Origin of the sequence: Pseudarthrobacter sp. SSS035 (assembly GCF_023273875.1) — a bacterium.
GTDB lineage: Bacteria > Actinomycetota > Actinomycetes > Actinomycetales > Micrococcaceae > Arthrobacter.
In genome coordinates, this window is record NZ_CP096882.1 from 4,420,383 (window position 1) to 4,447,067 (window position 26,685).

Consider the following 26,685-nt stretch of genomic DNA (forward strand, 5'->3'; position numbering starts at 1 on the left):
TGCACTGACTTGATTGTGCACTGACAGCTTGTCCATTGAAGCGGCCGGCCCCGGCTAACTGCCGGGGCCGGCCGCTTCTGTGCGTGTCAACGCCACCACCACGCGGCATCAGGCGGCGAAGATGCTCCAGCGGGCCTGGTGGCTGCTGCCCGGTTCCAGCTGCAGCAGGTCCTGGCCGCTGTTGAAGGCGCCCGGTGGACAGGTCATCGGCTCAACCGCCAGGCCCGCCTGTTCGCTGCGGGGGCGGGTTTGTCTGCGGTATGGATCTGCAGCCAGGGGCAGGTCCGGTCCCAGGCCATGCCCACCCCGGTTCCGCCGGGGTCTCTGGCGATCAGCTGGGCGCGGCCGCCGTCGTCGAACTCAAGGTCGGTGAAGGCGTGGTCGATCTGCGTGCCGCCGATTGCCCGCGGCACCCGGAAGTCGAACTGGTGGCCCGCCACCGTCCTGGTCGTGACCGGCAGCAGCCGGTCCGGCGTGACCTCGAGGAAAGACTCCGCGGGGATCCGGACGGTCCAGTCATCCAACGGCGCGGGTCCGGCCAGCAGATACGGGTGCGGGCACACACCGTAGGGGGCCGCCTCGTCGCCGACGTTGCTTGCCGTGACAGTGGTGTGCAGCCCGGCGTCGTCCAGCTCGTAGTCGACGCGGAGCCGAAGGTGGAACGGATACCCTGGGGCCGCGGGGATTTCACAGGACAGGCTCACCGCGTCGGCACCGCTGCGTTCAACTGTCCACAAACGGTCGAACGCGAGCCCGTGCAGTGCTGCGCCCCGCTCCGGTTCGTTGATGGGCAGTTGGTGCTCGACGCCGGCAAAACGGTAGGTGCCATCGGCGATCCGGTTGGGCCACGGCGCAGCGATGATCCCCCGGTAGTCCGGGATGGGCGCATCTGCGTCGAACGGCACCACCAGGTCCCGGCCTTGGAAGGCCAGCCGCCTCGGGGCACCGCCGCGCTGGACGACGGCGGCGCTGTAGTCCCCCGAAACAAGCTCAAGTTCGGCGCCGTTCACAGCCCGCCGGCCAGCCTGTAGTAGGCGGCGTTCCAGTTGAGTTCCTTCTTGAACTGCTTGATGGTGGTGCCTTCGTCGATGGTGAGGAGTTCGGTCTTGGCAATTTCGGCGAAGTCCTCGAAAACGTCCAGCCCCACCTGCGTGGACAGTACCGTATGGTGCGCAGCGCCGGCGGTGAGCCACGCGGCGGCCGACGTGGCGAAGTCGGGTTTGGGCGACCAGAGCGCCCGGGCCACCGGCAGGTTGGGCAGCGGCTCGTCGAGGTCCACGACGTCGACGGCGTTCGCCACCAGCCGGAAGCGGTCGCGCATGTCCGAGAGCGCCACCACCACACCCGGGCCGGCATCGGTGTCGAACACCATCCGGACCGGGTCTTCCTTGCCGCCGATACCGAGCGGGTGGATCTCGACGCGCGGTTTTGTGGCCGTCAGCGACGGGCAGACTTCGAGCATGTGCGCGCCCAGGATCTTCTCGGCGCCGGGCTCCAGATGGTAGGTGTAGTCCTCCATCAGAGAGGCTCCGCCGGGCAGGCCGGCGCCCATCACCTTGGCGGCGCGGACCAGGATGGCCGTCTTCCAGTCGCCTTCGGCGCCGAAGCCGTAGCCGTCGGCCATCAGCCGCTGGACGGCCATGCCGGGCAGCTGGCGGAGTTCGCCCAGGTCTTCGAAGGAGGTGGTGAACGCGGCGGAACCGTTGGACTCAAGGATGCTGCGCAGCCCCAGTTCAATTCGGGCGCTGTAGCGCAGCGACTCGTGCCGCGCTCCCCCGGCCTTCAGCTCCGGGACCACCTCGTACACGCGCTCGTACTCCGCAACCAGGGTGTCGACGTCGGACTCTGCGGCGCCGTACACGGCGTCGGCGAGCTCGTTGACGGACCACGTGTTCACAGAGACGCCGAAGCGCAGTTCCGCTTCGGTCTTGTCCCCCTCGGTGACGGCCACGTTGCGCATGTTGTCACCGAAGCGCGTCAGTTTCAGGGTCCGGACCGCGGCCCAACCGGCCGTAGCCCGCTGCCACACGCCCACCTGCCGCGAGACCTCCGGGTTGGACACGTGGCCCACCACGGTCTTGCGCGGAATGCCCAGGCGGGACTGGATGTAGCCGAACTCGCGGTCGCCGTGGGCTGCCTGGTTGAGGTTCATGAAGTCGAAGTCGATGTCCGCCCAGGGCAGCTCCACGTTGGCCTGCGTGTGCAGGTGCAGGAGCGGCTTGCGCAGCAGGTCCAGGCCCTGGATCCACATCTTGGCCGGGCTGAAGGTGTGCATCCACGCCGTCACACCGATCACGGAATCGTCCGAGTTCGCTTCCAGCGCGGTGCGGCGGATGGCGTCCGAATCGGTGAGGACCGGCTTCCAGACCACCTTGACCGGGACGTCGGAGGAGGCGTTCAGCGCGGCGGCAATCTCCTGTGACTGGGCGGCGACCTGCTTGAGGACATCCTCGCCGTAGAGGTGCTGGCTGCCGGTGAGGAACCAGACCTCGTAGTGGCCGAGGGACGTGCTGTTGGCGTTGTTCATGGGTTTCTCCTGTGAAAGTCCGGTGAAGTGCGGGGGTCCGGGCCGGCTAGCGGCCGTAGACGTTCTGGTAGCGGGCGTAGAGGGATTCGATCTTGGCCTGGTCCATCGGCAGCGGCTCGCCGAGCTGCCGGGAAATGTGCACTGTCCGCGCCACTTCCTCGCACATCACCGCAGCCTTCACTGCGTCCCTGGCATCCTTGCCGATGGTGAACGGGCCGTGGTTCTGCATCAGCACCGCGGGCGAGTTGGAGTCCTTCAGCGTCTCCACGATGCCCTGCCCGATCGAGTCGTCACCGATCAGCGCGAAGGGTCCCACCGGGATGGTGCCGCCGAACTCGTCGCCCATCATGGTCAGCACGCACGGGATCGCTTCGCCCCGCGCCGCCCAGGCCGTGGCGTAGGTGGAGTGGGTGTGCACTACTCCCCCGACGTCGGGCATGTGCCGGTAGACATAGGCGTGCGCGGCGGTGTCCGACGACGGCGACAGCCCCGGGTTGCCCCACTCACCGTCGGCGTCGCCTGCCACGGGCACCCCATACAGGTCGGTGACCACCATCTGCTCGGGTGTGAGGTCATCGTAGGAGACGCCGGACGGCTTAATGACCATCAGGTTATGGCCTGGAACGCGCGCGGAGACATTGCCTGCTGTCCACACCACCAGCTCATAGCGGATGAGCTCGGCATGCAGGGTGCAGACCTCCTGCCGGATCCGGTCGATGGTGTCCAGTGTTTTTGCGGTCGCGGTGCTCATGCGGTGGCTCCGGCAGCAACGAGTGCTTTCGTGGCATTGCGTTGGATGGTCTTGAGCCGGTGCATCACGTCATTGGCTCCCCTGCCGAAGTAGTCGTGGAGTATCCGGTATTCCTGGAACAGTTCCTCGTAGGCTGCAACGTTTTCCGGGATCGGCGTGTAGACGTCGCCGGGTTCTGAGCCCATCGCCGCCGCGGCTTCGCGGATACTGGCGTACTTTCCGGCCGCAACGGCGGCGTGGATGGCGGAGCCCAGGGCCGGGCCCTGGGTTGAGCCGATGGTGGAGAGCTGCAGTCCCGTGATGTCCGCGTAGATCTGCATGAGCAGCTTGTTCTTCAGCAGGCCGCCGGCCACCATGAATTCCTTCACCGGAACGCCGGAGTCGCGGAAGGCATCCACGATGGTGCGGGTGCCGAAAGCCGTGGCCTCCAGCAGCGCGCGGTATGTGTCCTCGGGCTTGGTCGCGAGCGTCTGGCCCACCACCACGCCGGAGAGTTCGTGGTCCACTAGCACCGAGCGGTTGCCGGAGTGCCAGTCCAGGGCGATGAGTCCGTGCTCGCCGATGGCCTGGCGGGCGGCAAGGTCGGTGAGGTATTCGTGGATGCCCAGCCCTGCTGCAGCCGCCGCCTGGTGGTATTCCGGCGGGACACCGTTGCTGGTGAACCAGCCGAAGATGTCGCCGACGCCGGACTGTCCGGCTTCGTAGCCCCACAGGCCGTCCACGATCCCGCCGTCCACCACGCCGCACATGCCCGGCACCTCATGCAGTTCGGTGCCGTTCATGACGTGGCAGGTGGACGTGCCCATGATGGCCACCAGCTGCCCCGGCTCCACTGCCTTTGCAGCCGGGGCCGTGACATGGGCGTCCACGTTGCCCACCGCGACGGCGATGCCCGCAGGCAATCCCGTCCATCCGGCGGCTTCAGCCGTGAGGTAGCCGGCGGCATCGCCCAAGCGGCCGATGGTGTGTTCGAGTTTGGTGCTGACGAAGTCCCTAAACGCCGGGTTCAGCGCGGCGAGGAAGTCCTCGGAGGGGTACCGGCCGTCCTGGTAGATGCCCTTGTAACCGGCGGTGCAGGCGTTGCGAACGTACTGGCCGCAAAGCTGCCAGACGATCCAGTCGGCCGCCTCCACCCAGTGATCCATGGCGGCGTAGGCTTCCGGGTCCTCCTCCAGCAGCTGCAGGCCCTTGGCGAACTCCCATTCGGACGAGATGAGCCCGCCGTAGCGCGGCAGCCATGCCTCGCCTCGCTCGGCGGCGAGTTCGTTGATCCTGTCCGCCTGCGGCTGCGCGGCGTGGTGCCGCCATAGCTTCACATAGGCGTGCGGGCGGCTGGCAAAGCCGGGCAGTTCGTTCAGCGGGGTGCCGTCGGCCTTGACGGGCACCATGGTGCAGGCGGTGAAGTCGGTGGCGATGCCGACGACGGCTGCCGGGTTGATCCCGGCGTCCGCGATCGCTGCGGGGACGGCGTGGCGGAGGACGTCGCGGTAGTCGTTCGGCACCTGCAGGGCCCATTCCCCGGGAAGCCGGGCGCCGCCGTCGCCCGCTACATCCGCCGGCAGGGTATCCGTGACCACGGCGTGCGGATAGTCGAAGACACCGCTGCCCAGTTCCTTGCCATCACGGACCCGGACCACAACGGCCCGTCCCGAAAGCGTTCCATAGTCCACGCCGATGACGTAGTTGTCTGTGCCGTCCACTGTGACGTCCATGAAGTCCTCCAAATAGCTGGTCCGGTGTGCGCGGATTGATCCAATTGTGAGCGCTAACAATTGGGACGTCAAGTGTCGGGGTTATGGCTGGGAAGATCAGGAGAGAATCAGGCGGGAGCGGCCGTACTCCTGCGGACAACCAGTTCCGGCTCCACCATGACGGTGCCTGCGCCCGCGCCGCCCTCAAGGGCGCTCAGCATAACGCCCATGCAGCGCCTGCCGAGTTCCTCGAAGTCCTGGCGCACGGTGGTCAGCGGCGGCGTGAAGTAGCCCGACTCAGGCTGGTCATCGAAGCCCACCACGGAGACGTCCTCGGGCACGCGGACCCCCGCTTCGCTGAAGGCGCGCAGCAGGCCCAGGGCCATCTGGTCATTGCCAACGAACAGGGCCGTAGCCGTGCGCTCAGCGGCAAGCTGCCGGCCGATCCGGTACCCGCTGCCGGCGCTCCAGTCGCCTTCGATCAAAAGGTCATCGGGCAGGCCGGCTTCGCGGAGCCGCTCACCCCACCCCTCGGCACGGGACCTGCCGTCCACCCAGTCCTGGGGCCCGGAAACATGGCCGATCCGGCGGTGGCCCAGGTCGATCAGGTGCGAGACCGCCAGGCGCGCGCCAAGCTTCTGGTCCACCAACGCTCCGCTGAAGAGCCCCCGGCCGGGGGCACCCACAAGAATCACGGGTACGTCCAGGGTCAGGCCCTCCAGCGCCTGGACGGTGCCGTCGTGGGGCACAATGACGATTATCCCGTCCGCGCCCTGGTCCGTGAGATGGCTGACGGCGTCCGAGATGGCCTCCGCTCCGGCCTCCTTGATGGCTTCGATGCTCACAAAGTAGCCAGCCTCCCGGGCAGCCTGCTGGACCCCGAGGAGAGTGCTGGCAGGACCGTACTGCCCCATTTCGGCCGCGAGCACGCCGATGGTCTGCGAACGCCGGGTGACCAGGCTTCTGGCGGCGGTGTTGCGCCGGTAGCCGAGTTCAGCAATGGCCGCCTCCACTTTTTCCCGGGTGGCGCTGCTGACATTGGGGTGGTTGTTGATGACCCGCGAGACCGTCTGGTGGGACACCTTTGCCCGCGCTGCCACGTCTTCCAGGCGTGGCTGGCGTCGGTCAATGGTGTTGCCCATGTGAGGGACCCTTCGGTGGAAGACAAGGTGGTGTCCAACATTCTATGGCCGCTGTCATTTTCACGAGTCGTCTGCCGTGGACGCGGCGGCCTTGGTGAGAACCGTCGGAATCTCTTCGTCCCGGTGGAGTTATCCGGTGTTATTCTCTGTCCAGGCCCGGGCGTCCAGTGTTATGTGCGGCCGGTTCAAGGTTCGGAACATTCTTTGCTGAAGAGTTCAGTCCGTGGATGCTCCAGTCGTTTCCGGTTCAATGTTCCTGGCCGAGCTTGCGCTGAGTGTGATCCGGCTCGGTCCCGGGACGCTGACGGGGCCATCGTTCGTCACTGATGTCCTGCTCAAGCTTCTGGGCGCTGCGGCGTTGGAGGAATTTCTTTTCCGTGTGCTGCTCCTCAGTGGCCTGGCGGTGCTCTTGTCCCGGGTCGCGTCGGGTCGCTGGATCGCGGTCCTGGCCACCGCAGTCCTCTTTGGTGCCGCGCATCTGGGGAACGAGGGTGCATCTGCCATCAGCGCTTTCGGTACTGGCCCGGGCGGGGTGATTTATGCTGTCGCTTTCCTTGCGACCCGCAGCGTGTGGCTGCCCCTTGGCCTGCACCTTGGCTGGAACATGTCCCAGGGTCTCTTCGGGCTGCCGATCAGCGGCACCCACGTGCCCGGCTGGTTCAGCACGAGCTGGTCCGGGCCGCTACCCGCCTGTCCGTGTCGATTCTGTTGATGCGGGTGTAGTTTCCCAGGCCGGGTCCACTTCTATGTGGTGGTCATCGAATAGCCCGGCGCCTTGCGGGTTCAGAACGCTGCGCGGCCGCCGGGGCGCGTTGAATCCCGTTTGGGCTCCTTGCGGTCCCGCCGCGCGTAAATGCGGGCCCTTTCGCTGGAAAGGGCCAGGATCAGGAGGATGTCCAGGGTGAGCCCGGGCAGGTTTGCCTCCAGGGTCGCCAGGGAGCCGCCGTTCAGCACGTCGATTGCCTGGGCGGCGATGGCCAGCGTGCTCAGGGCCATGGCGGTGACGCGGGCCCGGTTGCTGCCCAGGAAGACGAACCAGGCCAGCAGGAGTTCGCCCAGGGCAACGAGGCCCACGAAGCCCAAACCCGCGTACAGGACCATCTCAGATTGGGCCGCCGTCAGGCTGGAGTCACCGTCGGATTGGATGGTGATGCCCTGCAGCAGTTCGTCCGGGGACAGGAATCCGGCCGCCACCGCGACGAGGGCGGCCACGGCCCGGGCGCCGGCGAGGAGTGCCCCGACGATGGTGGGTCCCGGCCGCTTGTTCCGGCTGTCGCTGGCCGGGTGTCCGGCGGCATCCGACGGCACCTCCACCCGTCCCAGGCCCACGATGGGGAGGTCGCCGTCGGTGGTGATCGTATCGCCCCCGCCGTTGCGCGTGTGGTAGCCCGTGGAGAAGTCCCGGATCATCCGTACCTCTGCCGTGGGGTCGGCATCGAGGATGCTTGAGACGATATGGTCGCGCTCGTCGTCTGTGTCTTCGTCGATCTTGTGGGTGATCTGCAGGGTGAACAGGGAGAACCCGATACTCCGGTCATAGGTCCCGGCGGCCAGCCAGTCCACTGCGTGCCCACCGGGAAGGAGCCAGCCGGGGTAGCAGCGCCAGAAGCGGACGTGGTGGCGCTTGCCTGGATTCCGGTCCACCTCCTGCTGGTAGGCGAAGTCCTGTTGGCGCCCGAACAGCATGAGCGGGCTCACCGGCGCCTCGTCGTAGCTGCGGCGCAGGATGGTGGATGCCACGATCCGCCAGCTGCTGGCGAGTGTAACGTCGTCGGCGATGGTCCATCCGGCCCGGCGCATCACGCCATGGATCTGGGCTTCCGAGCCGAGCAGCGCAACGTTCACGGGGTCGCCCAGCAGCCCGTCGCTGGTCCGGGCCCGCCCGATGAAATAGTCCGGGACGTAGAGCCGGGTCAGGATTCGGTGCAGCCGGGGCAGTACCAGGTACGCGAGAAGGGCCCAGAAGACGAAGGCGAACCAGAGCTGCGCCCAGCCCCACTCGAAGCTGAGCCGTAGCAGCAGGTAGGACAGCCACACGGCCGAGACCCCGCCGACCAGGAAAAACAAACGGTCCCAGACGGTATCCAGCACCGCACGTGAAACGCCGATTGCGGGGACCTTCAGCGCAGGCTTGGCCATGACCGACATCCTACTGGAGCCGTCACGCGGGGCAACGTGCTGAAAGAAACGCTGTTGCTGCCTGCCAGGCCCGCCGCCAAGGCAGGTCTCCACGCCTAGTTTGACGCGCGAGTTTCGTTCACGGGGCCCCGCGCCACGTCGCTCTTGTTGACCCGCCCACGGGTCCGCGAGCAGTCGGGTGAAGGCCAGCTCCGCGGCCCCGATCATCATAAGATCGGAGCCCAGCGCGGCACGGTAGATCCTGGCGCGGCCCGCCGCCTCGTCCAGGGCCTGGGTGCGGAGCAGGCTGTCCAGTGTGTCAGGGGACAGTTCGTGGAGAATGCCCAGGAACCCGTCGAGGACTATGGCGTCCGGGTTGGACGTGTTGACCGCGTTGCGCAGGGTGATGCCCAAATAGCCCACCTGGCGGGCGATCTCCCCGGCCAGCTCGGCGCTGTCCGCCGCGCGGAGCGCCGCTTCGAGCTGGCTGGTGTCGCCGCCGCCGAGCCCTGCCAGGTCAAAAAGCCGGGACTGCGACACCTCGGTTTCGAGGCAGCCGGACGCACCGCAATGGCAGGTCTGGCCGTCCGAGCGAACAAAGGTGTGCCCCAGTTCCCCACGATAATCCTGCCGCGCGTCCTGGCTGCGGGGGAAGCCGCCGGCCGTGTTCATCCACACTGTTTTGCCGTGAGCAACCCCGGCGCAGGCTCCGGTACCGACGACGGCGCAGGTGGCGGCGGACGGGTGGAAAATCCTGCTCGGCGCCGGCGCCGGGGATAACGCAGCGGCAGCCCTGGGCCTAGGAGCCAGGCCCGGCGATGTGGTGGTCTCTGTGGGTACCAGCGGAACGGTCTTCGCCGTCGCTTCCGAACCGGGCCATGATCCCAGCGGAACAGTGGCCGGCTTTGCAGATGCGGGCGGCGCCTACCTGCCCATCGCCGTCACGCTGAACGCCGCCAGGGTGCTGAGCTCCATGGCCGCGCTTCTGAATGTCGGTTTTGATGAGCTCTCCCGGCTGGCGCTGGACGCTGAGCCCGGGGCAGGCGGCGTAGTGCTCTTGCCGTATTTTAAGGGGGGAACGCACCCCCAACCTGCCGCACGCCAAAGCCAGCCTGCATGGCCTCAGCATTGCGTCTGCCACCCGCAGCAACCTTGCCCGCGCAGCCATCGAGGGGATGCTGTGCGGATTGTCCGGTGGCCTGGCGGCCTTGCAGGCCCTGGGCTATCCGGCACGGCGGCTGCTGTTGATCGGCGGAGCCGTGCAGAACGCGGCGCTACAGAAGATCGCGTCGCAGGTGTTTGACCTGCCGGTTGTCGTGCCAAGCCCCGGCGAGTATGTGGCCCGGGGCGCCGCGGTACAGGCTGCCTGGGCACTGTCGGGAACCCGTCCCGAGTGGCCCGTTGCGCTCACGGCGGCACCGGAACCGGACTTCAGGCCCGTCATCGGCGAGCAGTACCTGCGGGCGTGTCAGCATATTGATGCGGACAGCCGGGCTATTGTTCCTCCGACGTTCAGCTAGCACTGAGGGGTACAACTCCATTCATGGGCCCCGGGACCACTTCGTCCAGCGATCCCCGGGGCTCATGCGCTCAGCCCGTGAGCAACATACCCATTGACGCCGCAAGGGATATCTGCAATATTACTTCGTATACGATTTCGTACTCGATGAGGAGTAATCTTGGATCAGGTCACCGAGCACACCCTGGCCGCGGCCCGCAAGGTCATCGCGGTGCACATCAATTACCCCAGCCGGGCGGCCCAGCGTGGCCGCACGCCGGAGCAGCCGTCCTACTTCCTGAAGCCGCCGTCCTCGCTGGCGCATGGTTCGGCAGCAGCCCCTTCCGTGGTGGAGCGCCCGGCCGGCTGCGAACTCCTCGGCTTTGAGGGCGAGGTCGCCCTGATCATCGGCAAGCCCGCCCGACGCGTCGGTGTGGAGGACGCCTGGAGCCATGTCGAGTGGGTGACCGCCAGCAACGACCTCGGCGTCTACGATCTCCGCTATGCGGACAAGGGCTCCAACCTCCGGTCCAAGGGCGGCGACGGCTTCACCCCGATCGGTCCGGGGCTGATCGCCGCGGATGCCGTGGATCCGGCCCAACTGCGGATCCGCTCCTGGCACAACGGCGATCTGGTCCAGGACGACACCACCGCGGACCTCCTCTTCCCGTTCGCGCGGCTCGTTGCGGACCTGTCCCAGCTGCTGACCCTCGAGGAGGGCGACATCATCCTGACCGGCACCCCGGCCGGCGCCTCCGTGGCAAACCCGGGCGACGTCGTCGAGGTTGAGGTCAGCGCTGGTGGGTTGAGCACCGGGCGCTTGGTCACCCGGGTGGAGGAAGGCACGACGGCGTTCGCTGACTTTGGTGCGCAGCCCCAGGCTGATGACGCGCAGCGGGAGGAGGCGTACGGTTCGCGCGCAGCGGCGGGCCTTGCACCCGTGGAGGCTGCCGCCGTCGGGCCTATCCTGACCCCCGAGCTGAAGGCGAAGCTGGAAAGCGTCTGCACCGCCACGCTCTCTTCGCAGCTGCGCAAGCGGGGCCTGAACAACGTCAGCATCGACGGCCTGACCTCCACCCGGCCGGAGAAGCGGATTGTGGGCCTGGCCCGGACCCTGCGATATGTGCCCAACCGCGAGGACCTGTTCAAGACCCACGGCGGCGGTTTCAACGCCCAAAAGAAGGCCATCGACTCCGTCATCGAGGGCGAGATCCTGGTCATGGAGGCCCGCGGAGAGAAGGGCACTGGCACCATCGGTGACATCCTGGCCCTGCGCGCCCAGGTCCGCGGGGCCGCGGCCATCATCACCGACGGCGGCGTCCGCGATTTTTCCGCGGTGGCCGCGATGGACATGCCCACCTATTACGCCAACCCGCACCCCGCTGTCCTGGGCCGCCGGCACATCCCGTGGGACACGGACATCACCATCGCCTGCGGCGGCACCACCGTGCAGCCCGGCGACATCATCGTCGCGGACTCGGACGGCATCCTGGTGATCCCGCCGGCACTCGCCGACGAGCTCGCGGACGACTCCATCATCCAGGAGCGTGAGGAGACCTTTATCGCGGAAATGGTGGCACAGGGCCACAGCGTGGACGGCCTCTACCCGCTGAATGCCGCCTGGCGGATGAAGTACGAGGCATGGGAAGCAGGCAAAGCCAATGACTGAGACGTTGATGGCTACAGGCAGCAAATCAGAGCAGGCCTACGTCGCCGTCAAGGCACGGATCGTGGACGGTACCTACTCCCCCGGCTACCGGCTGGTCCTGGCAGCCATCGCCAAGGATCTGGGCGTCAGCGTGGTCCCGGTCCGGGAAGCGATCCGGCGCCTCGAGGCCGAAGGACTGGTGACGTTCGAGCGGAACGTCGGCGCGACGGTCTCCGGGATCGACCCGACCGAGTACCTCTACACGATGCAGACCCTGAGCATCGTCGAAGGAGCCGCCACCGCATTGTCCGCGCCGCTGATTGGCCCGGCGGACATTGCACGCGCCCGGGCGGTGAACGAGGATATGCGGGAAAGCCTCCAGCACTTCGACCCGGTCCGGTTCACGGCGCTGAACCAGGACTTCCACAGCATCCTCTTTGAGCGCTGCCCCAACCCGCACATCCTGGACCTGGTCCACCGGGGCTGGAACCGGCTCGCCTCGCTCCGGACCTCGACGTTCCGCTTCGTTCCGGGCCGTGCCCACGAATCGGTGGACGAGCACGAAGCGCTGCTCCGCCTCATCGAAGCCGGCGCCGGCGCGGAAGAGATTGAGAAATCCGCCCGCCGGCACCGCTCCGCCACCCTGGACGCGTACCTCGCCCAGGCCAAGAACATCTGAACCGAACCGGCCACACCCGCAGTAAGGAAACAACAATGACGTTCACCGCCGAACAGACCACGAACCATTACGTGCCGCAGGACCTCCCCACCCACATCCAGCACTACATCAACGGCAAGTTCGTTGACTCCGTGAACGGAGCGACTTTCGATGTCCTGGACCCGGTGTCGAACCGGAACTACGCCACCGCCGCGGCCGGCCAGAAGGAGGACATCGACCTCGCCGTGGCCGCCGCCCGCGAAGCCTTTACCAACGGCCCGTGGCCAAGGATGAAGCCGCGCGAACGCGCCCGGATCCTGAACAGGATCGCCGACGCCGTCGAGGCCCAGGAAGCCCGCCTCGCCGAACTCGAAACCTTCGACACCGGCCTGCCGATCACCCAGGCCAAAGGCCAGGCGCTGCGCGCGGCCGAGAACTTCCGCTTCTTCGCGGACCTGATCGTCGCCCAGTTCGACGACGCCATGAAGGTCCCCGGCGCCCAGATCAACTACGTGAACCGCAAGCCGATCGGCGTCGCCGGCCTCATCACCCCCTGGAACACGCCCTTCATGCTCGAGTCCTGGAAACTCGCCCCCTCACTGGCCACGGGGAACACCGTGGTCCTGAAGCCGGCCGAATTCACGCCCCTGTCAGCCTCGCTCTGGGCGCAGATCTTCAAGGACGCCGGCCTCCCGGACGGTGTGTTCAACCTCGTCAACGGCCTCGGCGAGGAGGCCGGCGATGCACTGGTCAAACACCCCGACGTCCCGCTGATCTCCTTCACCGGCGAGACCACCACGGGACAGACGATCTTCCGCAACGCTGCAGCAAACCTTAAGGGCTTGTCCATGGAACTCGGCGGCAAGTCACCGTGCGTGGTGTTCGCCGACGCCGACCTGGACGCCGCGATCGATTCCGCCCTGTTCGGGGTTTTCTCCCTCAACGGCGAACGCTGCACCGCCGGGTCCCGCATCCTCGTCGAACGCGCCATCTACGACGAGTTCTGCGAAAAGTACGCCGCCCGGGCCAAAAACATCGTGGTCGGGGACCCGCACGATCCCAAGACCGAGGTGGGGGCCCTGGTCCATCCTGAGCACTATGCGAAGGTGGCCTCCTACGTGGAGATCGGCAAGTCCGAAGGCCGCCTCCTGGCCGGCGGCGGCCGCCCCGACCACCTCCCGGAGGGCAACTACATCGCACCCACCGTCTTCGCCGACGTCGCCCCCGACGCGCGGATCTTCCAGGAGGAGATCTTCGGTCCCGTCGTCGCGATCACCCCGTTCGAGAACGACGACGAGGCGCTGGCCTTGGCGAACAACACCCGCTACGGGCTCGCGGCCTACATCTGGACCCAGAACCTGACCCGCGCCCACAACTTCTCCCAGAACGTCGAGGCCGGGATGGTGTGGCTGAACAGCCACAACGTCCGTGATCTCCGCACCCCGTTCGGCGGCGTCAAAGCCTCCGGCCTGGGCCACGAAGGCGGCTACCGCTCCATCGACTTCTACACCGACCAGCAGGCCGTCCACATCACCCTCGGCGCGGTTCATACTCCGAAATTCGGCCACACCCCCAAATTCGGCGCCTAACAGCGCTTCAAGGCCCCTTTCAAAGAAGAGAGAATCCCATGACCGACTTCGTTCCTACCCCCACAGTTCCGGCTCCGGACATCGTCCGCTGCGCGTACATGGAGATCGTGGTGACCGACCTCGCCAAATCCCGTGCGTTCTACGTGGACGTCCTGGGCCTGCACGTGACCGAGGAAGACGAGAACAACATCTACCTGCGCTCCCTGGAGGAGTTCATCCACCACAACCTGGTGCTCCGCAAGGGACCCATCGCCGCCGTCGCCGCCTTTGCCTACCGGGTGAAGTCCCCCGCCGAAGTGGACACCGCCGAGGCTTATTACCAGGAACTGGGCTGCCGCACCGAACGCCGCAAGGAGGGCTTCACCAAGGGCGTGGGCGATTCCGTCCGCGTGGAGGACCCGCTGGGGTTCCCCTACGAGTTCTTCTACGACGTGGAGCATGTGGAGCGCCTCACCCAGCGCTACGACCTCTACTCCGCCGGCGAACTGGTCCGCCTGGACCACTTCAACCAGGTCACCCCGGACGTGCCCCGCGGTCGCAAATACCTTGAGGACCTCGGCTTCCGAGTCTCCGAGGACATCCAGGACTCCGACGGCGTCACGTACGCGGTCTGGATGCACCGCAAGCAGACCGTGCACGACACCGCCCTGACCGGCGGCAACGGCCCGCGGATGCACCACATCGCGTTCGCCACGCACGAAAAGCACAACATCATCCAGATCTGCGACAAGATGGGCGCCCTGCGCATCAGCGACCGGATTGAACGCGGCCCCGGCCGGCACGGGGTCTCCAACGCGTTCTACCTCTACATCCTGGACCCCGACGGCCACCGGATCGAGATCTACACCCAGGACTACTACACCGGCGACCCCGACAACCCCGTCGTCACCTGGGACGTGCACGACAACCAGCGCCGCGACTGGTGGGGCAACCCCGTGGTCCCGTCCTGGTACACCGAGGCCTCCCTGGTCCTGGACCTCGACGGTAAGCCGCAGCCCGTCGTCGTGCGTGAGGAAAAGAGCGAAATGGCGGTCACCGTGGGTGCCGACGGCTTCTCCTATACCCGCAAAACAGAAGGAGAAGGCGCCGGCGCCGTTGAACAGAAAACGGGCTTCAAGCTCGGGGCGCAGCTGTAGCCATGCTGGACGCGAAAACGATTGAGGCCATTGCCGACGAACTCTTGGCGGCCGCCCGGACCCGCACCCCGGTCCCCCGCCTCACGGCCCGCTACCCGGAGATGACGGTGGAGGACTCCTATGCCGTGCAGCAGCTGTGGCGGCGGCGGAACGAGGACGCCGGCCGCAAGCTGGTGGGCCGCAAGATCGGCCTCACCTCCAAGGCCATGCAGTCCGCCACCGGCATCACCGAACCGGACTACGGCGCCATCTTCGATGACATGGTCCTCGAAACCGGCTGCTCGGTGGAATGGGACCACTACACCCACCCCCGGGTGGAAGTGGAGCTGGCGTTCGTGCTGAAGAAGGACCTGGCCGGACCCGGCTGCACCATCTTCGACGTCCTGGACGCCACCGACTACGTGGTTCCGGCTCTCGAGATCCTCGACTCCCGGATCGAAATGGAGGGCCGAACCATCGTGGACACCATCGCGGACAACGCCGCGATGGGCGCCATGGTGATCGGCGGCAACCCCGTAAAGCCCGACGCCGTGGACCTCCGCTGGGTCGCGGCCATCCTCTACAAGAACCAGACCGTGGAGGAAACCGGTGTTGCCGCCGGCGTGCTGGACCACCCCGCCAACGGCGTGCACTGGCTCGCCAACAAGATCGCTGCCCACGGCGATGGGATGAAAGCCGGGGACATCATCCTCGCCGGCTCCTTCACCCGCCCGCTCTGGGTGTACAAGGGCGACACCGTCCACGCCGACTACGGACCATTGGGGGCCATCACATGCCGCTTCGAGTAGAACCCGGTAATCCTGAGTACGCGAACACGTTCCGCGACGCCCTCGCCGCGGCTGACCGCCCCCTGGCGGGAATGTGGGTCTGCTCCGGCAGCCCGCTGATCGCCGAGCTCTGCGCCGGATCCGGCTTGGACTGGCTCCTGGTCGACGCCGAACACAGCCCCAACGGCCTCGAATCCATCCTGGCCCAGCTCCAGGCGGCCAACGGCTACGCGGTCCAGGTCTTGGTCCGGCCGCCGGTCAACGACACCGTGCTGATCAAGCAGTACCTGGACCTGGGAGTGCAGAACCTGCTGGTCCCGATGGTGAACTCGGTGCAGGAGGCGGAAGCTGCGGTGGCCGCCACCCGCTACCCGCCGCACGGCGTCCGCGGCGTGGGATCCGCCCTGGCCCGGGCCTCACGCTGGAACCGTGTCCAGGACTACCTCGCCCGGGCGTCAGAAACCGTCAGCGTCACCGTGCAGATCGAATCGACGGCGGCCGTAGAGGCCGTCGAAGAGATCCTGGCCGTGGACGGTGTGGACGGCATCTTCCTTGGGCCCTCCGACCTCGCGGCTTCGATGGGCGTGCTGGGACAGCAGGAACACCCCAAGGTGCGCGCCGCCGTCGAACACTGCCTTGCGGCCGCAAAAACGGCCGGGAAACCGGCCGGGGTGAACGCCTTCAACCCGGACACCGCCCGCAGCTACCTGGCGGCCGGCGCCGCCTTTGTCCTGGTGGGCGCCGACGTCGCCATCCTCGCCCGCGGCTCCGAGGCACTGGCCGCCGCGTTCACTAAGCCCTCCGACGGCGAAACCCCCGCCAGCTACTGACGCGGGAACCCCACGGATTGGCTCAGGTGGGACCGCGACCCGGCGGACCGCTGAGTACGGTGGGGATGTACTCGAGCAGCTGAAGCCGACCGTCGAAGGTCCTGCTGTTCACCATCTCGAGCGAGATGTCCGGATAGCCGTCGTAGATCCGTTCCCTGCCGGTGCTGCCTGTAATCACCGGGAAGACGACCAACCGGAACCTGTCCACGAGGCCAGCGGTCAGCAGAGACCGGCAGAGGCTGAGGCTGCCCAGGGTGCTCAGGGTTCCGGTCCTGGTCCGTTTCAGCTCCGCCACGGCCTGGACCGCGTCCCCGGTGACCAGCTCCGTGTTCGGCCACGTCAGGGGCTCCTGCAGGGTGGAGGAGAAGACGACCTTGGGCACGGCGGCAAGGCCGGTCAGGCTTGCCCCTTCATCCTCGGAGAAGCTGGAGGCGTCGGCCGCGGCCTCCTCCGACATGCTGGACATCAGCCGGTAGGTGTTCGCCCCGAGGAGGAAGGTGTAGTCCTTCTCCCCCTCCTGCCCGAGCCAAGCCAGGTATTCCGGCCCCTCCAGACCCCACCAGCCTGGCCATCCCTCGGCCGAGGCATACCCGTCCAGGGAAATGATCAGGTCAACCATCAGGTCCGCTGAGGCCGCCTCTGCAGTCGTCTCGCCCATGGCTGTCTCCTCGATTGATCGGCGCCCGTGCCGGCAGTGCTAGCCCTGCCGCGCTCAGACGTTCAAGGGGGCCGCGTTGGCTCACCGGTTGGGGACCCGCTCGGGCGCAGCATGTCGCGTGCCCACGCGACCGACGTCGCGTTCCCCACCCACCGCCAACACCCGGTTCCGCCCTTCAGTCGCCGGGTGGTAGCGTTCCGGCATGGACGACGCCGCCGCACTGGCCATGGGGTTCAACGAGTGCATCAACGCGCGAGACCTGACGGGGCTTGCGCGGCTCATGGCCAACGACCATTCCTTTATCGACACCGACGGCAACGCCTTCATCGGCAAGACTGTCTGCATCGAGGCCTGGCGCAGCTTCTTCGATTCCTTTCCCGGGTACCGGAACATCTTCGAAGCCGTCTTGGCCCGCGGGAACAGAGTCACCATCGTCGGCCACACCGTGTGTCCGGGATTCCCCGCTCTCGAGGGACCTGCGCTGTGGACGGCTGTTGCCGCCCACGAGGGGCTAACCGAATGGCGGGTCTACGAGGACACATGGGAGGAACGACGCCGCTTGGGCATCGACGATGAGTGGTTCGTCCACGCTCGTCCGCCGTTCAATGGCGAAGCTCCGGTCAGTTAGCGACTGACCGGAGCTTCGCCACGTTTAGGAAGCTATGGCGTCACGTAGCTGCCGAAGAGCGTACGTGCGCTGACCCCGTCCATTCCTTCGTAGTCCGTGATGATGTGCCGCGCTCCGGCAGCCCGCAGCCGGTCTTCGGGGCAGTATCCGCTGAGAACCCCGACGGCGATGCACCCTGAGGCGACGGCGCTGGCGATATCGTATTCCGTGTCGCCGAAGTAGAGCGCCTGTCCTTCCTGCCGCAGGCCCTCCAGTGCCGTGACCTTGTCCGTGGCGCCGGTGAGGACCTCGTCGAAGCAGTCCGTCAGGCCGAAGTACTCCAGCTCGTCGCGCAGATACTGCTTTCCGGCCGCGGAGATGACGGCGCAGTACTCGCCGGCGGCGTGCAGGGTCCGGAGGAATGTGGCCGCACCGCCGCGGATCGGTGCGTTCCGTGAGGCCATGGCCTTGTTCCAGTGGGATGCCGCCGTTGCAAGGTCGTCCCCGGAAACACCGAGCCGGAGAAACATCTCGTCCATCGGGAGGATGAACTTGCGGTCAAAATCGGCCGAGGCGATGCGCGGCGCCCCGAGGGCATCCAGGGCGGCATTGGTGGCGAAGCATGCCCGCGCGGCGTCGTCGGCTATGGTGCCGTTCCAGTCGAACAGGAATTTCATACGGCACCCGCCATTGCCGCCGCCGTGAGGCCCAGCCCGGCAGCCGTTCCGGCCCGCAGGCCCTCCGGGCCGCTGAACCAGTGGATCTTCTCGGGGAGGGCCCACAAGCTCACCCTGGAGTGGAGATCCGGGCGTTCATCCGGGCGGCACGAGAGCAGCACCACTTCATCTCCCAGATCAACGTGGACGGTCCGCAGCGGACCGTTGGGCTCCACGAGAATCGCCGTCCCTTCCGATGCCCAGGCGTCGGCCCGGCCCGGAGTGCCCAACAGGACATCCTCCGGCCGGATCCCCACCTTCGCGTCGGAACCCAACCCGGAATCCGTCCCGGCAGGGCCTCGTTCCGGGAGCTGGATGCGTCCGAACGCTGAAGCCAGCTGACCCGGCCGGTGAGGGACGGCTGCCAGCAGGTTCATCGGGGGTGCCCCGATGAACCCGGCCACGAACGCCGAAGCTGGCTCGTCGTAGAGTTCGTCCGGAGTTCCCAGCTGGATGATGCGCCCGCGGTTCATAACGGCGATCCGGTCGGCTATGGACATGGCGTCCTGCTGGTCGTGGGTCACGGTGACCCCCGTAGCGCCTTCCTGGCTGATGAGCTGGTGGATTTCCGCCCGCAGCGAGATGTGCAGCTGGGCGTCCAAGCCGGACATGGGCTCGTCCAGGAGGACGACGCCGGCGTGCCGGGCAAGTGCCCGGGCCAGTGCTATGCGCTGGCGCTGGCCGCCGGACATCGCCTTGGGCCGCCGGTCCAGTAGATCTTCCACGCGCATGCGCGCCGCGGTTTCACGGGCCCGCTGTTCGGCTTCCTTCTTGGACAGGCCAAGGCCATGGCGCAGCCCCAGCGTGATGTTGCCCAAGGAGGACAGGTGGGGATAGAGCGCGAAGTTCTGGAAGACGATGGAGATGTCCCGACGGTGTGCGGGGACGCCCAACTGGTCCTTGCCATCCAGCAGGACACGGCCGGTGTCGGGGTCCTCCAGTCCTGCGATGATGCGCAGGAGGGAGGACTTGCCGGAGCCGGACGGGCCCAGGATGGCCAGGCTTTCGCCGTCGCGGATTTCAAGGTTGACACCGTCAAGGGCGGTGACCTTGCCGAAGCGCTTGGAGATGTCTTGGAGTGAGATGGAGGGCATGCCTATTTCCCGAGAAGCGCGTTGATGGTTTTTGCTGCTGCCGGCACTGCATCTTCGGCGGACTTGCCGGTGCCCATCTGCTGGAGCATGGTGCGGAGGGTGTCGACAATGGGGGCGGTCTGGGCTCCGGCGAATCCGCTCCAGACGGTCAGCGCCTTGTTGTAGGTCCAGGCGTAACGCATCTGCGGGGCGATGTTGTCGCCCTTGAGGAGCTCTTCCGTGGCGAGCTTGTTGACCGGGATGTAGCTGTAGTCCTTGCCGCTGCTCAGGAGCGAGGCATCCTTGGTCAGCATTTCAGTGACCATGGCCTGTGAGAACGCGGCCTTGCAGGAGTCTTCGGAGATGACCACCCAGCCGTTGCCGCCTGCGGGGAGGGCGCCCTCCGGGCCGTTGAGGCCGGGAAGGTCGATCGGGGTCCAGTCGAGGTCCTTCGGGGCGTTTTTCAAGACTTGGGCGATCCGGGACGTGGTGGCCATCTGGAAAGCCAGGTTTCCGGCGACGAACTGGGCTTGGCCGTCGTCCATCTTGACATTCAGGGCGAGCTTTTCCTTTGCAAGGGTGGAGATCAGGCCGATGGCCTCCTTGCCCTTGTCCGTGTTGAAGCCGAAGGAACCGTCGTCGGCCACGAACTTTTCGCCCGAGGACTGGACCAGGGCCTGGGAGAACCAGTCCGGCAGGTCGTCGGAAGCGATGTTGATGCTGGGCTTGCCGGTTTTCTCCGTGACCTTCTTGGCGACCTCGACCACTTGCCCGAAGGTTTTGATGCTGGCCGGATCAGTGATGCCGGCGTCTGCCAGCAGCGTCTTGTTGACCAGCATCACGGGGGTGGAAATCTGGAACGGCGCCAGGTAGCTCTTGTCGCCAACCTTGCCGGCGGAGAGGAACTGTTTCTGGTAACCGTCAGGAAGCGTGGCGGGGTCAATCGTGGCGGGGTTGAACGTGTCCGTCCAGAAACGCAGCTGCCCGAGGCCGGTCATGATGAGGTCCGGCCGCTTGCCGACGGCGGAATCCGCCACGATCTGCTTGGTCAGGTCCGAGTAGTTGCCGCTCTGCGCGGGCACGGCGTCGATTTTCAGCCCTGGGAACTTCTGTTCCATGACCTTCTTGGCGTGCTCGACGGCGGGCGTACCCTGCGGCGCGAAGGCCAGTTTGATACTGGTTCCGGCGGGTGTGCACTTGTCGATCGCCGAGGCCGCGGCAGCCTGGTTGGCGGGGGCGGATTCGGTGGACGTTCCGCAGGCGGACAAGCCCAGGGCGACGGCGGTCAGAACGGACGCCGTGGCGATTGCTTTGGTGCGCATTTGTTTTTCCTTGGTTAGTTGGTGGCGCTGCTGTGGGAGGTGTTGGAGGAATGGGGATGGAGGGAATGGTTTGAGGGGCTAGCCGGCGACTTCCGGGCCGGCCATGCCGCGGACAAAGTGCCGTTGGGCGAGGAGGAACAGGATGATGACAGGTGCGGTGACGATGGCGGCGGCGGCGGCGAGTGCCGGGTAGTCGAAGCCTGTGTCTGCGTTCTGGAACATGGCAAGCGTCAGCGGGGGTGTCATGATTTCCGGGCTGCGTGCTACGAGAAGCGGCCAGAGGTAGTCGTTCCAGTGGGTGAAGATGGACAGCATCGAGAAGGCTGCGATCGAGGGCGCGGACATGGGGACCACCACCGAGGCGAGGGTCCGCAGCGGCCCGAGGCCGTCGGTGCGGGCGGCTTCCATGATGGCGTCAGGGATGGAGAGCATCTGTTGACGGAGCATGAAGATTCCGATTGCGCTGGTGACGAAGGGCAGCGCCAGGCCGATCCTGGTGTCGCCGAGGCCCAGCAGGTTCAGGCCCACGAAGGTGGGGATCAGGGTGGCCTGGCTCGGGACGAGGAGGCCGGCCAGCACGAGGCCCAGCAGGACTCCGGCTCCGCGGAAACGGAACCTCGCGAGGGCATAAGCCGCCGGGATGCAGGTCAGAAGCTGAAGCAGGAGAATCCCCAGGGTGACCGTAATGCCGTTCAGCATCGCGGATCCCAGATTGGCCTGATCCCATGCCCGGGCGAAGTTGGACAGGTCCAGCTCTGCCGGGATAAGGCTCAGCCCGGTCAGCGCGTTGCCGTCGGCGGGCGCCACGGCAGTGCGGAGCATCCAGTAGAAGGGGAACAAGGCGAGGATGACGGCAACGGCTCCGAGAACCAGTCCGAGCGGCTTATAGAGACGGTTCATGACTCTTCCTTGGGGCTGCGGCCTCGGCCGATGATGCCGATGGTCAGGAGGATGGCGATGAGGGTGAAGGACATGGCAGAGGCTTCGCCCACGCGGAAATACTCGAAGCCGACCCGCTGGGCGGCGGTCATGGCCACCTCCGAGCTGCCCAGCGGTCCGCCGTCGGTCATCACATGGACGATTTCGAACACTTGCGCCGCACCAGTGATTGAAAGGACCGAGACGAACACGACCGTGGGCTTGAGCATGGGCAGGATGATGGTGCGGAGCTTCGCTAAGCCGCGGATTCCCTCCACCGCGGTGGCCTCGTGGATGGAGCCGGGAATGGTGGTGAGCCCGGCCATGAACAGCAGGGTGCACAGGGATGTTGCCCGCCACAGTCCCACCAGGATCACGGTGGGCAGCGAGGTTTCAGCCTCCTCGAGCCAGTTGACGGGGGCCAGCCCGACAATGGCCAGGGTCTGGTTGGCCAGGCCGCCCTGCAGGGCGAAGATCCATTTGAAAACCACCGCCATCGCCACCATGTTGGCCGTCATGGGCAGGATGAGTGCAGTTTTGGCCAGCCAGCCCCGGCGGCCCAGCCGCTCCATCAGGAGCGCCAGGAGCAGTCCCAGCACCATGGACGGAACGATCGTCGCCACCGAGTAGATAAGCGTGTTCCACGCGGCCTGCTGGATCAGGGGGTCGCTGAGCACGGACTGGTAGTTGCTCAGCCCGGCGAACTTCCAGGGCCCCTTGGACAGCGGGATGATGAAGAAACTGCCTACCAGGGACAACAGCGCCGGGCCGTAGACAAACAACAGCATGCCCAGCAGCGCCGGTAGAAGCAGCAGGTAGGGCGTGGGGCTGGGCCTGGGCGCGCGCGGTGTTCGCTGCGCCAGCCCATTGACCGGTGCCAGCCCATCGACCGGCGCTGGACTATCTCCGGCCGCCTGCTGTTCAAGCGAGGGTCGCTCTTTCATCGCGGGCGTTGTCATGATGTGGCGCCGATTTCCGCTCGCGGGCCCGAGGGCAGGTCCAGCGACAGGACGCCGCCGTCGACGCCGACCGTCAGGTATCCGCCGTCGGCAGCTACCAGCGGGGCGGCGAGTGGGACGCCGATCCGGAACTCATCCGCCGGGGTGCCGTTGAGGCGATAGCGCCGGATGACGCCGTCGAGTCCGGGGAGCAGGAGGGCGTCCTCTGCCACGACATACAAAGGTGCCGCCATGACAGGATGGGCTTTCTTCCGGTAGGCGGTCATGGGGAAGGGCGCGACTCCGTCCACGGCGACGTCCCAGAGCTGGGCACCGGTTTCCCGGTCCAGCATCCGGATCCCGCGGCCGGTGACCGTGACGACGTATCCGTCAGGCGTGACGACGGGTGTTGACGGGCTGTACCCGCCCTCATGGTCCGCCGTCCACAGCACACGCCCGCTTGCGCGGTCCAGCTTGACGGTGCCGGCGATGGCGGGAAGGAGAATGCTGTCGTCGGCGGCGTCGAAGACGGCGGTGCCTGTCACACGCAGCTTCCGCGCGGTCTCCCAAGGGTCATCTTTCAGGGCCGGCACGGCCCACAGGGATTCGCCGGTGTGGAGGTCGACGGCGATCGGCGCGTTGGGCGTCGGCCAGAAGCCAACCACCACTGTCCGTCCGAGGATCAGCACACTGGAGTGGGTGACGATGTTGTGGTGCGGGGACAGATCGGTCCTGCGCCACAGGACCTCGCCGGTGGCGGCATTGAGGGCACGGAGGTCGCTCTGGTCGCCCAGGACCACGATCCCTTCCGAGGCTACCGGCGACTGCCAGGCAAAGCGCCGGTACGGGTCGGTGGACGGTGTGGTCCACACGCGCTCACCCGTGGCGGCGTCGAGTCCAGCGACTGCACCGTTGACCTCTGCGACCACCACGGTGCCACCCACCTTCAGGGGCGTGGTTTTGACCGCTGACGCCGTGCGGGCCTGCCACAGCAGGCTGCCGGTGGCGGCGTCGAGCGCCTCCACACTGCCCGCGGGCTTGTCCTCGATCTGGGACCCGGCCAGGACCATGCCGTCCGCAACAGCAACTCCTGCACGGTGCCCGGCACCGGCCAGCTGGTGCCGCCAGCGGACCTGCGGCTGTTCGGGCTTGGCGTTGTAACCGGCGAAGGTGGCCTTGTCCACATCGAAGGCGTGCTCGGGGTTGTGGAGGTAGCGCGCCGGCATGGTGCGTGAGTTGAGCGTGATCTCCGTGCCGTCCCAGAGCACTTCCCGGAACATCGGCGGCGAGTAGTCCAGACCGGCGAAGAACGGTGTAGGGCTGTTGACGTGCAGGACGCCGTCGATGTCCACCACCCGGGAGGTGTGCCAGTGGCCGGAGAACGTGGCCAGGGGCTTGCGCGGCAGCCTGTCCATGATGGAGTGGCCCGGCTGGTCATGCATGCAGAGGATGTACGGGGTGTCCTCCCCCGCTGCCGCGAGGTCGTTCCGGAGCCATTCCTCCTGGGCGGTGTGGTCCAGGCCGAGCTCGTGGGTGTGCCAGTCCATCACCACTACGTGCAGTCCCGCGACGTCGTAGGAGAACCAGCGGGGGCCCACCATGGCTTCGTAGAGCTCCGGGTTGCCGTCGTTGATGATGTAGTTGTTGCGCGAGACCAGGCCCTTGAGGCCCGTGTGCATGTGGTCGTGGTTGCCGGGCACGAGGTTGACCGCGACCGGGGCGTCCGCCACAGCATCCATGAGCTCAACGAATTCGTCGGGGCTGCCGTGATCAACGAGGTCTCCGGTGATGATCACCGACCGGCTTGCCGGGGACAGCTGCGGAAGGTCCTGTAGGAACTCCTTGAGCTGGCTGGCCTGGGTGAGGCGGCCGTAGTCGAAGGACCATTCGGACTCGCGCTTGGCATCGATGTGTGTGTCCGTGATGTGCATGAACTGGTAAGGCAGCGGCTGTTCGTCCGGCTCCAGCACGAAAGTGATGGCCGATTCCCCAGCCGGGTCGGCGTCGATCCGGGCAAACCAGCGGTCGGTGGTCCAGCCCGTGGGGCGGGTGAGGGCGATGAACTGCCCGGCGGGCTCCAGACTGAACGCTCCGACGTCGTCCGTTATGACGACGTCGCAGCCGTTGGTGACGGCGACACCGGGGAACGGCGCTCCGGCGCCGTCCGTCACGAGGCCATGGATGAATTTGGGCATGGGTGTCTCCAGGGAATGAGGTTGGTGTTGGGATGGAGGGTTAGATTCGGTGGCCGCGGGCCAGGATTTCGTTGCTCGACGCCAGGGTCTCGGACCGCCCGGGCGAGGCGTGCGCCAGCACCACAACGAGGGCGTCGAGGACGGCGAGGTGGACCACGCGGCTGGTCATGGCGTCCACGCGATAGGCGGTTTCCTGGCTGCCGGCGACAACCACATGGTCGGAGATATCGGTCAGGGGTGTTGCGGCGAAGCTGGTGACCGCCAGCACCGTGGCCCCGGCGTCGCGGGCGGCACCGGCGACGGCAAGCGTTTCCACGGTGGAACCGGTGTGGGAGACCACCAGGCAGGCATCCCCGGCCGTGAGGTGGCTCGCCATGACATGCTGGACGTGCGCGTCCGCCGGGAACACAGCGTCCACGCCGATCAAGGCCAGCCGATAGGCCACATCCGCGGCCAGCGGAGCGGACGTACCGATGCCGGCCACCAGGACCCTGCGGGCTTCGCCGAGCACTCCCGCCGCGGCAGCAATGACCGAATGATCGATGTTGCCGGCCGCCGTGGCCAGGGCCTCCGCCGACCCCAGCACCACCTTCCGGCTTGCTGACTCCGGCGAGTCCCCGGCGTCGACGTCCGTTGCCGTCCGGACCGCCTGTGTGGGCGCCGAGCGGCTCAGGGTCAGCTTGAGTTCCTGGAAACCGGCGAGCCCCATGGCCCGGCAGAAGCGCACCGCCGACGCCGCGGAAACACCGGCCACTACCGCGAATTGGCCAATGGACTGGTTGATCAGTCCGGCAGGATCGTTGAGCATCGCCTTGGCGATCCTCAGTTCCACCGCGGTGAAGGACGCGAGGTTTTCCCGCACCGCTTCCAGGAACTGCTCGCGGTGGGCTGTGGCCGGTACTTGCTGTGTTGTTGTCACACCAAGAAAGCTACGGATGCCAGGTCAACGGCGAAAGGCACAAAGGTAAACGGAGAAAAAATATTTCATGGACGCCTTCGGTGGGAAACATAGTTTCACAGTCTTCGTGGGCTTGGCCGCCCACTCGTTGTCAGCGGGTGAGGACGAAGGCGGCAAGGATCGCGGTGGAGGCGTCGCTGAGCCAGTGGACGGCGGTGGAGGCCAGGAGCCGGCGGCGCAGCAGCACGAATGTCAGTGTCAGGCCTGCGGTGACCAGGAGAGCACTAAGTAACCGTGAGATGAGGTAGGTTCCGTCGGGAATGAAGGGGATCACCAGGTGCTGTGCACTCCAGAAGCAGACAACGATGGCCGCCCCCTTCCAGGCACTGCCCGTGAACGCCTGAAGGCGTGGCAGCAGGAAGCCGAGGTAGACCAGGGCTTCAGTGAACGCCCAGATCACCGGCCACAGGGTGCTGCTGTAGATGGCAGCCCACACCGGCAGGTGAATGGCCGTGACCTGGGGCGGGAGGGCTCCGGGCCCGTAGAAGGGAAGGGTGGCCAGGCTTGCGGCCGCGACGGCGGGCAGCAGGGCCAGCAAGTACACGGGAATGGCACGCAGTTGAGGGCCCAAGTTGGTGCGAGTGAGACCGAACACGTCGCGGAGGCGCAGTCCTTCCCGGCGGAGCAGCAGCACCAGCAGGACCAGGCACCCCGCGTCGGTGAGTGTTCCGTAGACGGTCCACCAACCACGGGAGGATTCCCAGGGAGTCATGTCGCCCGTGGCCCACAGGATACCGGCCGTTGTTATCTGCGCCAGGAAGGACAGGAGGGCCCGGGCTGGAAGGAACAGCAGGACGGGCCACCACGACAGGTTCCGGTCCGAATACTGAATCCGGAGAGCGGCGGGTGCGCTTTTCATGAACTGATCTCCCGCCATGGTTCCCCACACTCCGCCGCGTCGCTTCGTTCCAGGCGTAATGGATCGGCATTCTTCACGGCGCGGCA

The 26,685-nt window shown here is 66.6% G+C and carries 22 protein-coding genes and 3 pseudogenes; 9 read left to right on the plus strand and 16 right to left on the minus strand.

The window, feature by feature from the left end; translation table 11 throughout:
- Positions 1–108 precede the first annotated feature (108 nt).
- The 5 genes and pseudogenes from MUN23_RS20490 to MUN23_RS20510 all read right to left on the minus strand — a co-directional run bounded on the left by MUN23_RS20490 (position 109) and on the right by MUN23_RS20510 (position 6,111).
- Positions 109–1,010, minus strand: a pseudogene (locus MUN23_RS20490) (aldose 1-epimerase family protein).
- The gene (gene araA / locus MUN23_RS20495) at positions 1,007–2,527 is read right to left on the minus strand and encodes an L-arabinose isomerase (RefSeq protein WP_248760779.1); all 1,521 of its coding nucleotides are present in this window, start codon (positions 2,525–2,527) and stop codon (positions 1,007–1,009) included. The pseudogene MUN23_RS20490 and the gene araA overlap by 4 nt, the downstream one beginning before the upstream one ends.
- Before the next feature lie 46 nt (positions 2,528–2,573).
- Positions 2,574–3,278, minus strand: coding sequence for an L-ribulose-5-phosphate 4-epimerase (locus MUN23_RS20500; RefSeq protein ID WP_248760781.1), 705 nt, complete (start codon positions 3,276–3,278; stop codon positions 2,574–2,576).
- Positions 3,275–4,990 (minus strand): ribulokinase, encoded by a 1,716-nt coding sequence (gene araB, locus MUN23_RS20505; protein ID WP_248760783.1) that lies wholly within the window; start codon positions 4,988–4,990, stop codon positions 3,275–3,277. Before araB ends, MUN23_RS20500 begins: the two co-directional genes overlap by 4 nt.
- A gap of 107 nt (positions 4,991–5,097) precedes the next feature.
- Complete coding sequence (locus MUN23_RS20510) at positions 5,098–6,111, minus strand: LacI family DNA-binding transcriptional regulator (protein WP_248760784.1); 1,014 nt, start codon at positions 6,109–6,111, stop codon at positions 5,098–5,100.
- Positions 6,112–6,334: 223 nt separating this feature from the next.
- On the opposite strand from MUN23_RS20510, the gene MUN23_RS20515 reads away from it, so the two are divergent.
- Positions 6,335–6,823, plus strand: coding sequence for a CPBP family intramembrane glutamic endopeptidase (locus MUN23_RS20515; RefSeq protein WP_248760786.1), 489 nt, complete (start codon positions 6,335–6,337; stop codon positions 6,821–6,823).
- Between the two features lie 71 nt (positions 6,824–6,894).
- On the opposite strand, the gene MUN23_RS20520 is transcribed toward MUN23_RS20515, so the two are convergent.
- Together MUN23_RS20520 and MUN23_RS20525 are read right to left on the minus strand one after the other, a co-directional pair.
- Complete coding sequence (locus MUN23_RS20520; protein WP_248764162.1) at positions 6,895–8,250, minus strand: LssY C-terminal domain-containing protein; 1,356 nt, start codon at positions 8,248–8,250, stop codon at positions 6,895–6,897.
- A gap of 243 nt (positions 8,251–8,493) precedes the next feature.
- Positions 8,494–8,901: pseudogene (locus tag MUN23_RS20525) on the minus strand (ROK family protein); the annotation flags it as partial.
- An 82-nt stretch (positions 8,902–8,983) separates the two neighbouring features.
- Here MUN23_RS20525 and MUN23_RS20530 point away from each other — a divergent pair.
- The 7 genes and pseudogenes from MUN23_RS20530 to MUN23_RS20560 form a co-directional block, all read left to right on the plus strand.
- Positions 8,984–9,749 (plus strand): annotated as a pseudogene (locus tag MUN23_RS20530) (FGGY-family carbohydrate kinase); the annotation flags it as partial.
- A 159-nt stretch (positions 9,750–9,908) separates the two neighbouring features.
- Entirely contained in the window at positions 9,909–11,396 is a 1,488-nt protein-coding gene (locus tag MUN23_RS20535) for a fumarylacetoacetate hydrolase family protein (RefSeq protein WP_248760788.1), read from the plus strand.
- Complete coding sequence (locus tag MUN23_RS20540) at positions 11,389–12,054, plus strand: GntR family transcriptional regulator (RefSeq protein WP_248760790.1); 666 nt, start codon at positions 11,389–11,391, stop codon at positions 12,052–12,054. The genes MUN23_RS20535 and MUN23_RS20540 overlap by 8 nt, the downstream gene beginning before the upstream one ends.
- 35 nt (positions 12,055–12,089) lie before the next feature.
- On the plus strand, positions 12,090–13,622 hold the full coding sequence (gene hpaE, locus MUN23_RS20545) for a 5-carboxymethyl-2-hydroxymuconate semialdehyde dehydrogenase (protein WP_248760792.1): 1,533 nt from the start codon (positions 12,090–12,092) through the stop codon (positions 13,620–13,622).
- A gap of 38 nt (positions 13,623–13,660) precedes the next feature.
- Positions 13,661–14,758 (plus strand): 3,4-dihydroxyphenylacetate 2,3-dioxygenase, encoded by a 1,098-nt coding sequence (gene hpaD, locus MUN23_RS20550; RefSeq protein ID WP_248760794.1) that lies wholly within the window; start codon positions 13,661–13,663, stop codon positions 14,756–14,758.
- A 2-nt stretch (positions 14,759–14,760) separates the two neighbouring features.
- Positions 14,761–15,546: a 2-oxo-hept-4-ene-1,7-dioate hydratase gene (hpaH, locus tag MUN23_RS20555; RefSeq protein WP_248760795.1), complete on the plus strand. Its 786-nt coding sequence runs from the start codon at positions 14,761–14,763 to the stop codon at positions 15,544–15,546.
- Entirely contained in the window at positions 15,531–16,355 is an 825-nt protein-coding gene (locus MUN23_RS20560) for an HpcH/HpaI aldolase/citrate lyase family protein (protein WP_248760796.1), read from the plus strand. Before hpaH ends, MUN23_RS20560 begins: the two co-directional genes overlap by 16 nt.
- Positions 16,356–16,377: 22 nt before the next feature.
- On the opposite strand, the gene MUN23_RS20565 is transcribed toward MUN23_RS20560, so the two are convergent.
- On the minus strand, positions 16,378–17,013 hold the full coding sequence (locus MUN23_RS20565; protein ID WP_248760797.1) for a dihydrofolate reductase family protein: 636 nt from the start codon (positions 17,011–17,013) through the stop codon (positions 16,378–16,380).
- Positions 17,014–17,215: 202 nt separating this feature from the next.
- On the opposite strand from MUN23_RS20565, the gene MUN23_RS20570 reads away from it, so the two are divergent.
- Positions 17,216–17,641 carry a nuclear transport factor 2 family protein gene (locus MUN23_RS20570; RefSeq protein WP_248760798.1) on the plus strand — a complete coding sequence of 142 codons (426 nt, stop codon included), beginning with the start codon at positions 17,216–17,218 and terminating at the stop codon, positions 17,639–17,641.
- Positions 17,642–17,673: 32 nt separating this feature from the next.
- Here MUN23_RS20570 and MUN23_RS20575 read toward each other — a convergent pair whose 3' ends face one another.
- From MUN23_RS20575 to MUN23_RS20610, 8 genes are all read right to left on the minus strand, one after another.
- Positions 17,674–18,297, minus strand: a complete 624-nt coding sequence (locus tag MUN23_RS20575; RefSeq protein ID WP_248760799.1) for an HAD family hydrolase — start codon at positions 18,295–18,297, stop codon at positions 17,674–17,676.
- On the minus strand, positions 18,294–19,430 hold the full coding sequence (locus MUN23_RS20580; RefSeq protein WP_248760800.1) for an ABC transporter ATP-binding protein: 1,137 nt from the start codon (positions 19,428–19,430) through the stop codon (positions 18,294–18,296). Before MUN23_RS20580 ends, MUN23_RS20575 begins: the two co-directional genes overlap by 4 nt.
- A gap of 2 nt (positions 19,431–19,432) precedes the next feature.
- Positions 19,433–20,731 carry an extracellular solute-binding protein gene (locus MUN23_RS20585; protein ID WP_248760802.1) on the minus strand — a complete coding sequence of 433 codons (1,299 nt, stop codon included), beginning with the start codon at positions 20,729–20,731 and terminating at the stop codon, positions 19,433–19,435.
- A 78-nt stretch (positions 20,732–20,809) separates the two neighbouring features.
- Entirely contained in the window at positions 20,810–21,631 is an 822-nt protein-coding gene (locus MUN23_RS20590) for a carbohydrate ABC transporter permease (protein ID WP_248760803.1), read from the minus strand.
- Entirely contained in the window at positions 21,628–22,593 is a 966-nt protein-coding gene (locus MUN23_RS20595) for a carbohydrate ABC transporter permease (protein ID WP_248760806.1), read from the minus strand. Before MUN23_RS20595 ends, MUN23_RS20590 begins: the two co-directional genes overlap by 4 nt.
- A gap of 11 nt (positions 22,594–22,604) precedes the next feature.
- Entirely contained in the window at positions 22,605–24,782 is a 2,178-nt protein-coding gene (locus tag MUN23_RS20600) for a PQQ-binding-like beta-propeller repeat protein (protein ID WP_248760808.1), read from the minus strand.
- Positions 24,783–24,822: 40 nt separating this feature from the next.
- Positions 24,823–25,701, minus strand: a complete 879-nt coding sequence (locus MUN23_RS20605; protein ID WP_248760809.1) for a MurR/RpiR family transcriptional regulator — start codon at positions 25,699–25,701, stop codon at positions 24,823–24,825.
- 130 nt (positions 25,702–25,831) lie between these two features.
- Positions 25,832–26,599, minus strand: coding sequence for a type II CAAX prenyl endopeptidase Rce1 family protein (locus tag MUN23_RS20610; protein ID WP_248760810.1), 768 nt, complete (start codon positions 26,597–26,599; stop codon positions 25,832–25,834).
- Between the last annotated feature and the right edge of the window lie 86 nt (positions 26,600–26,685).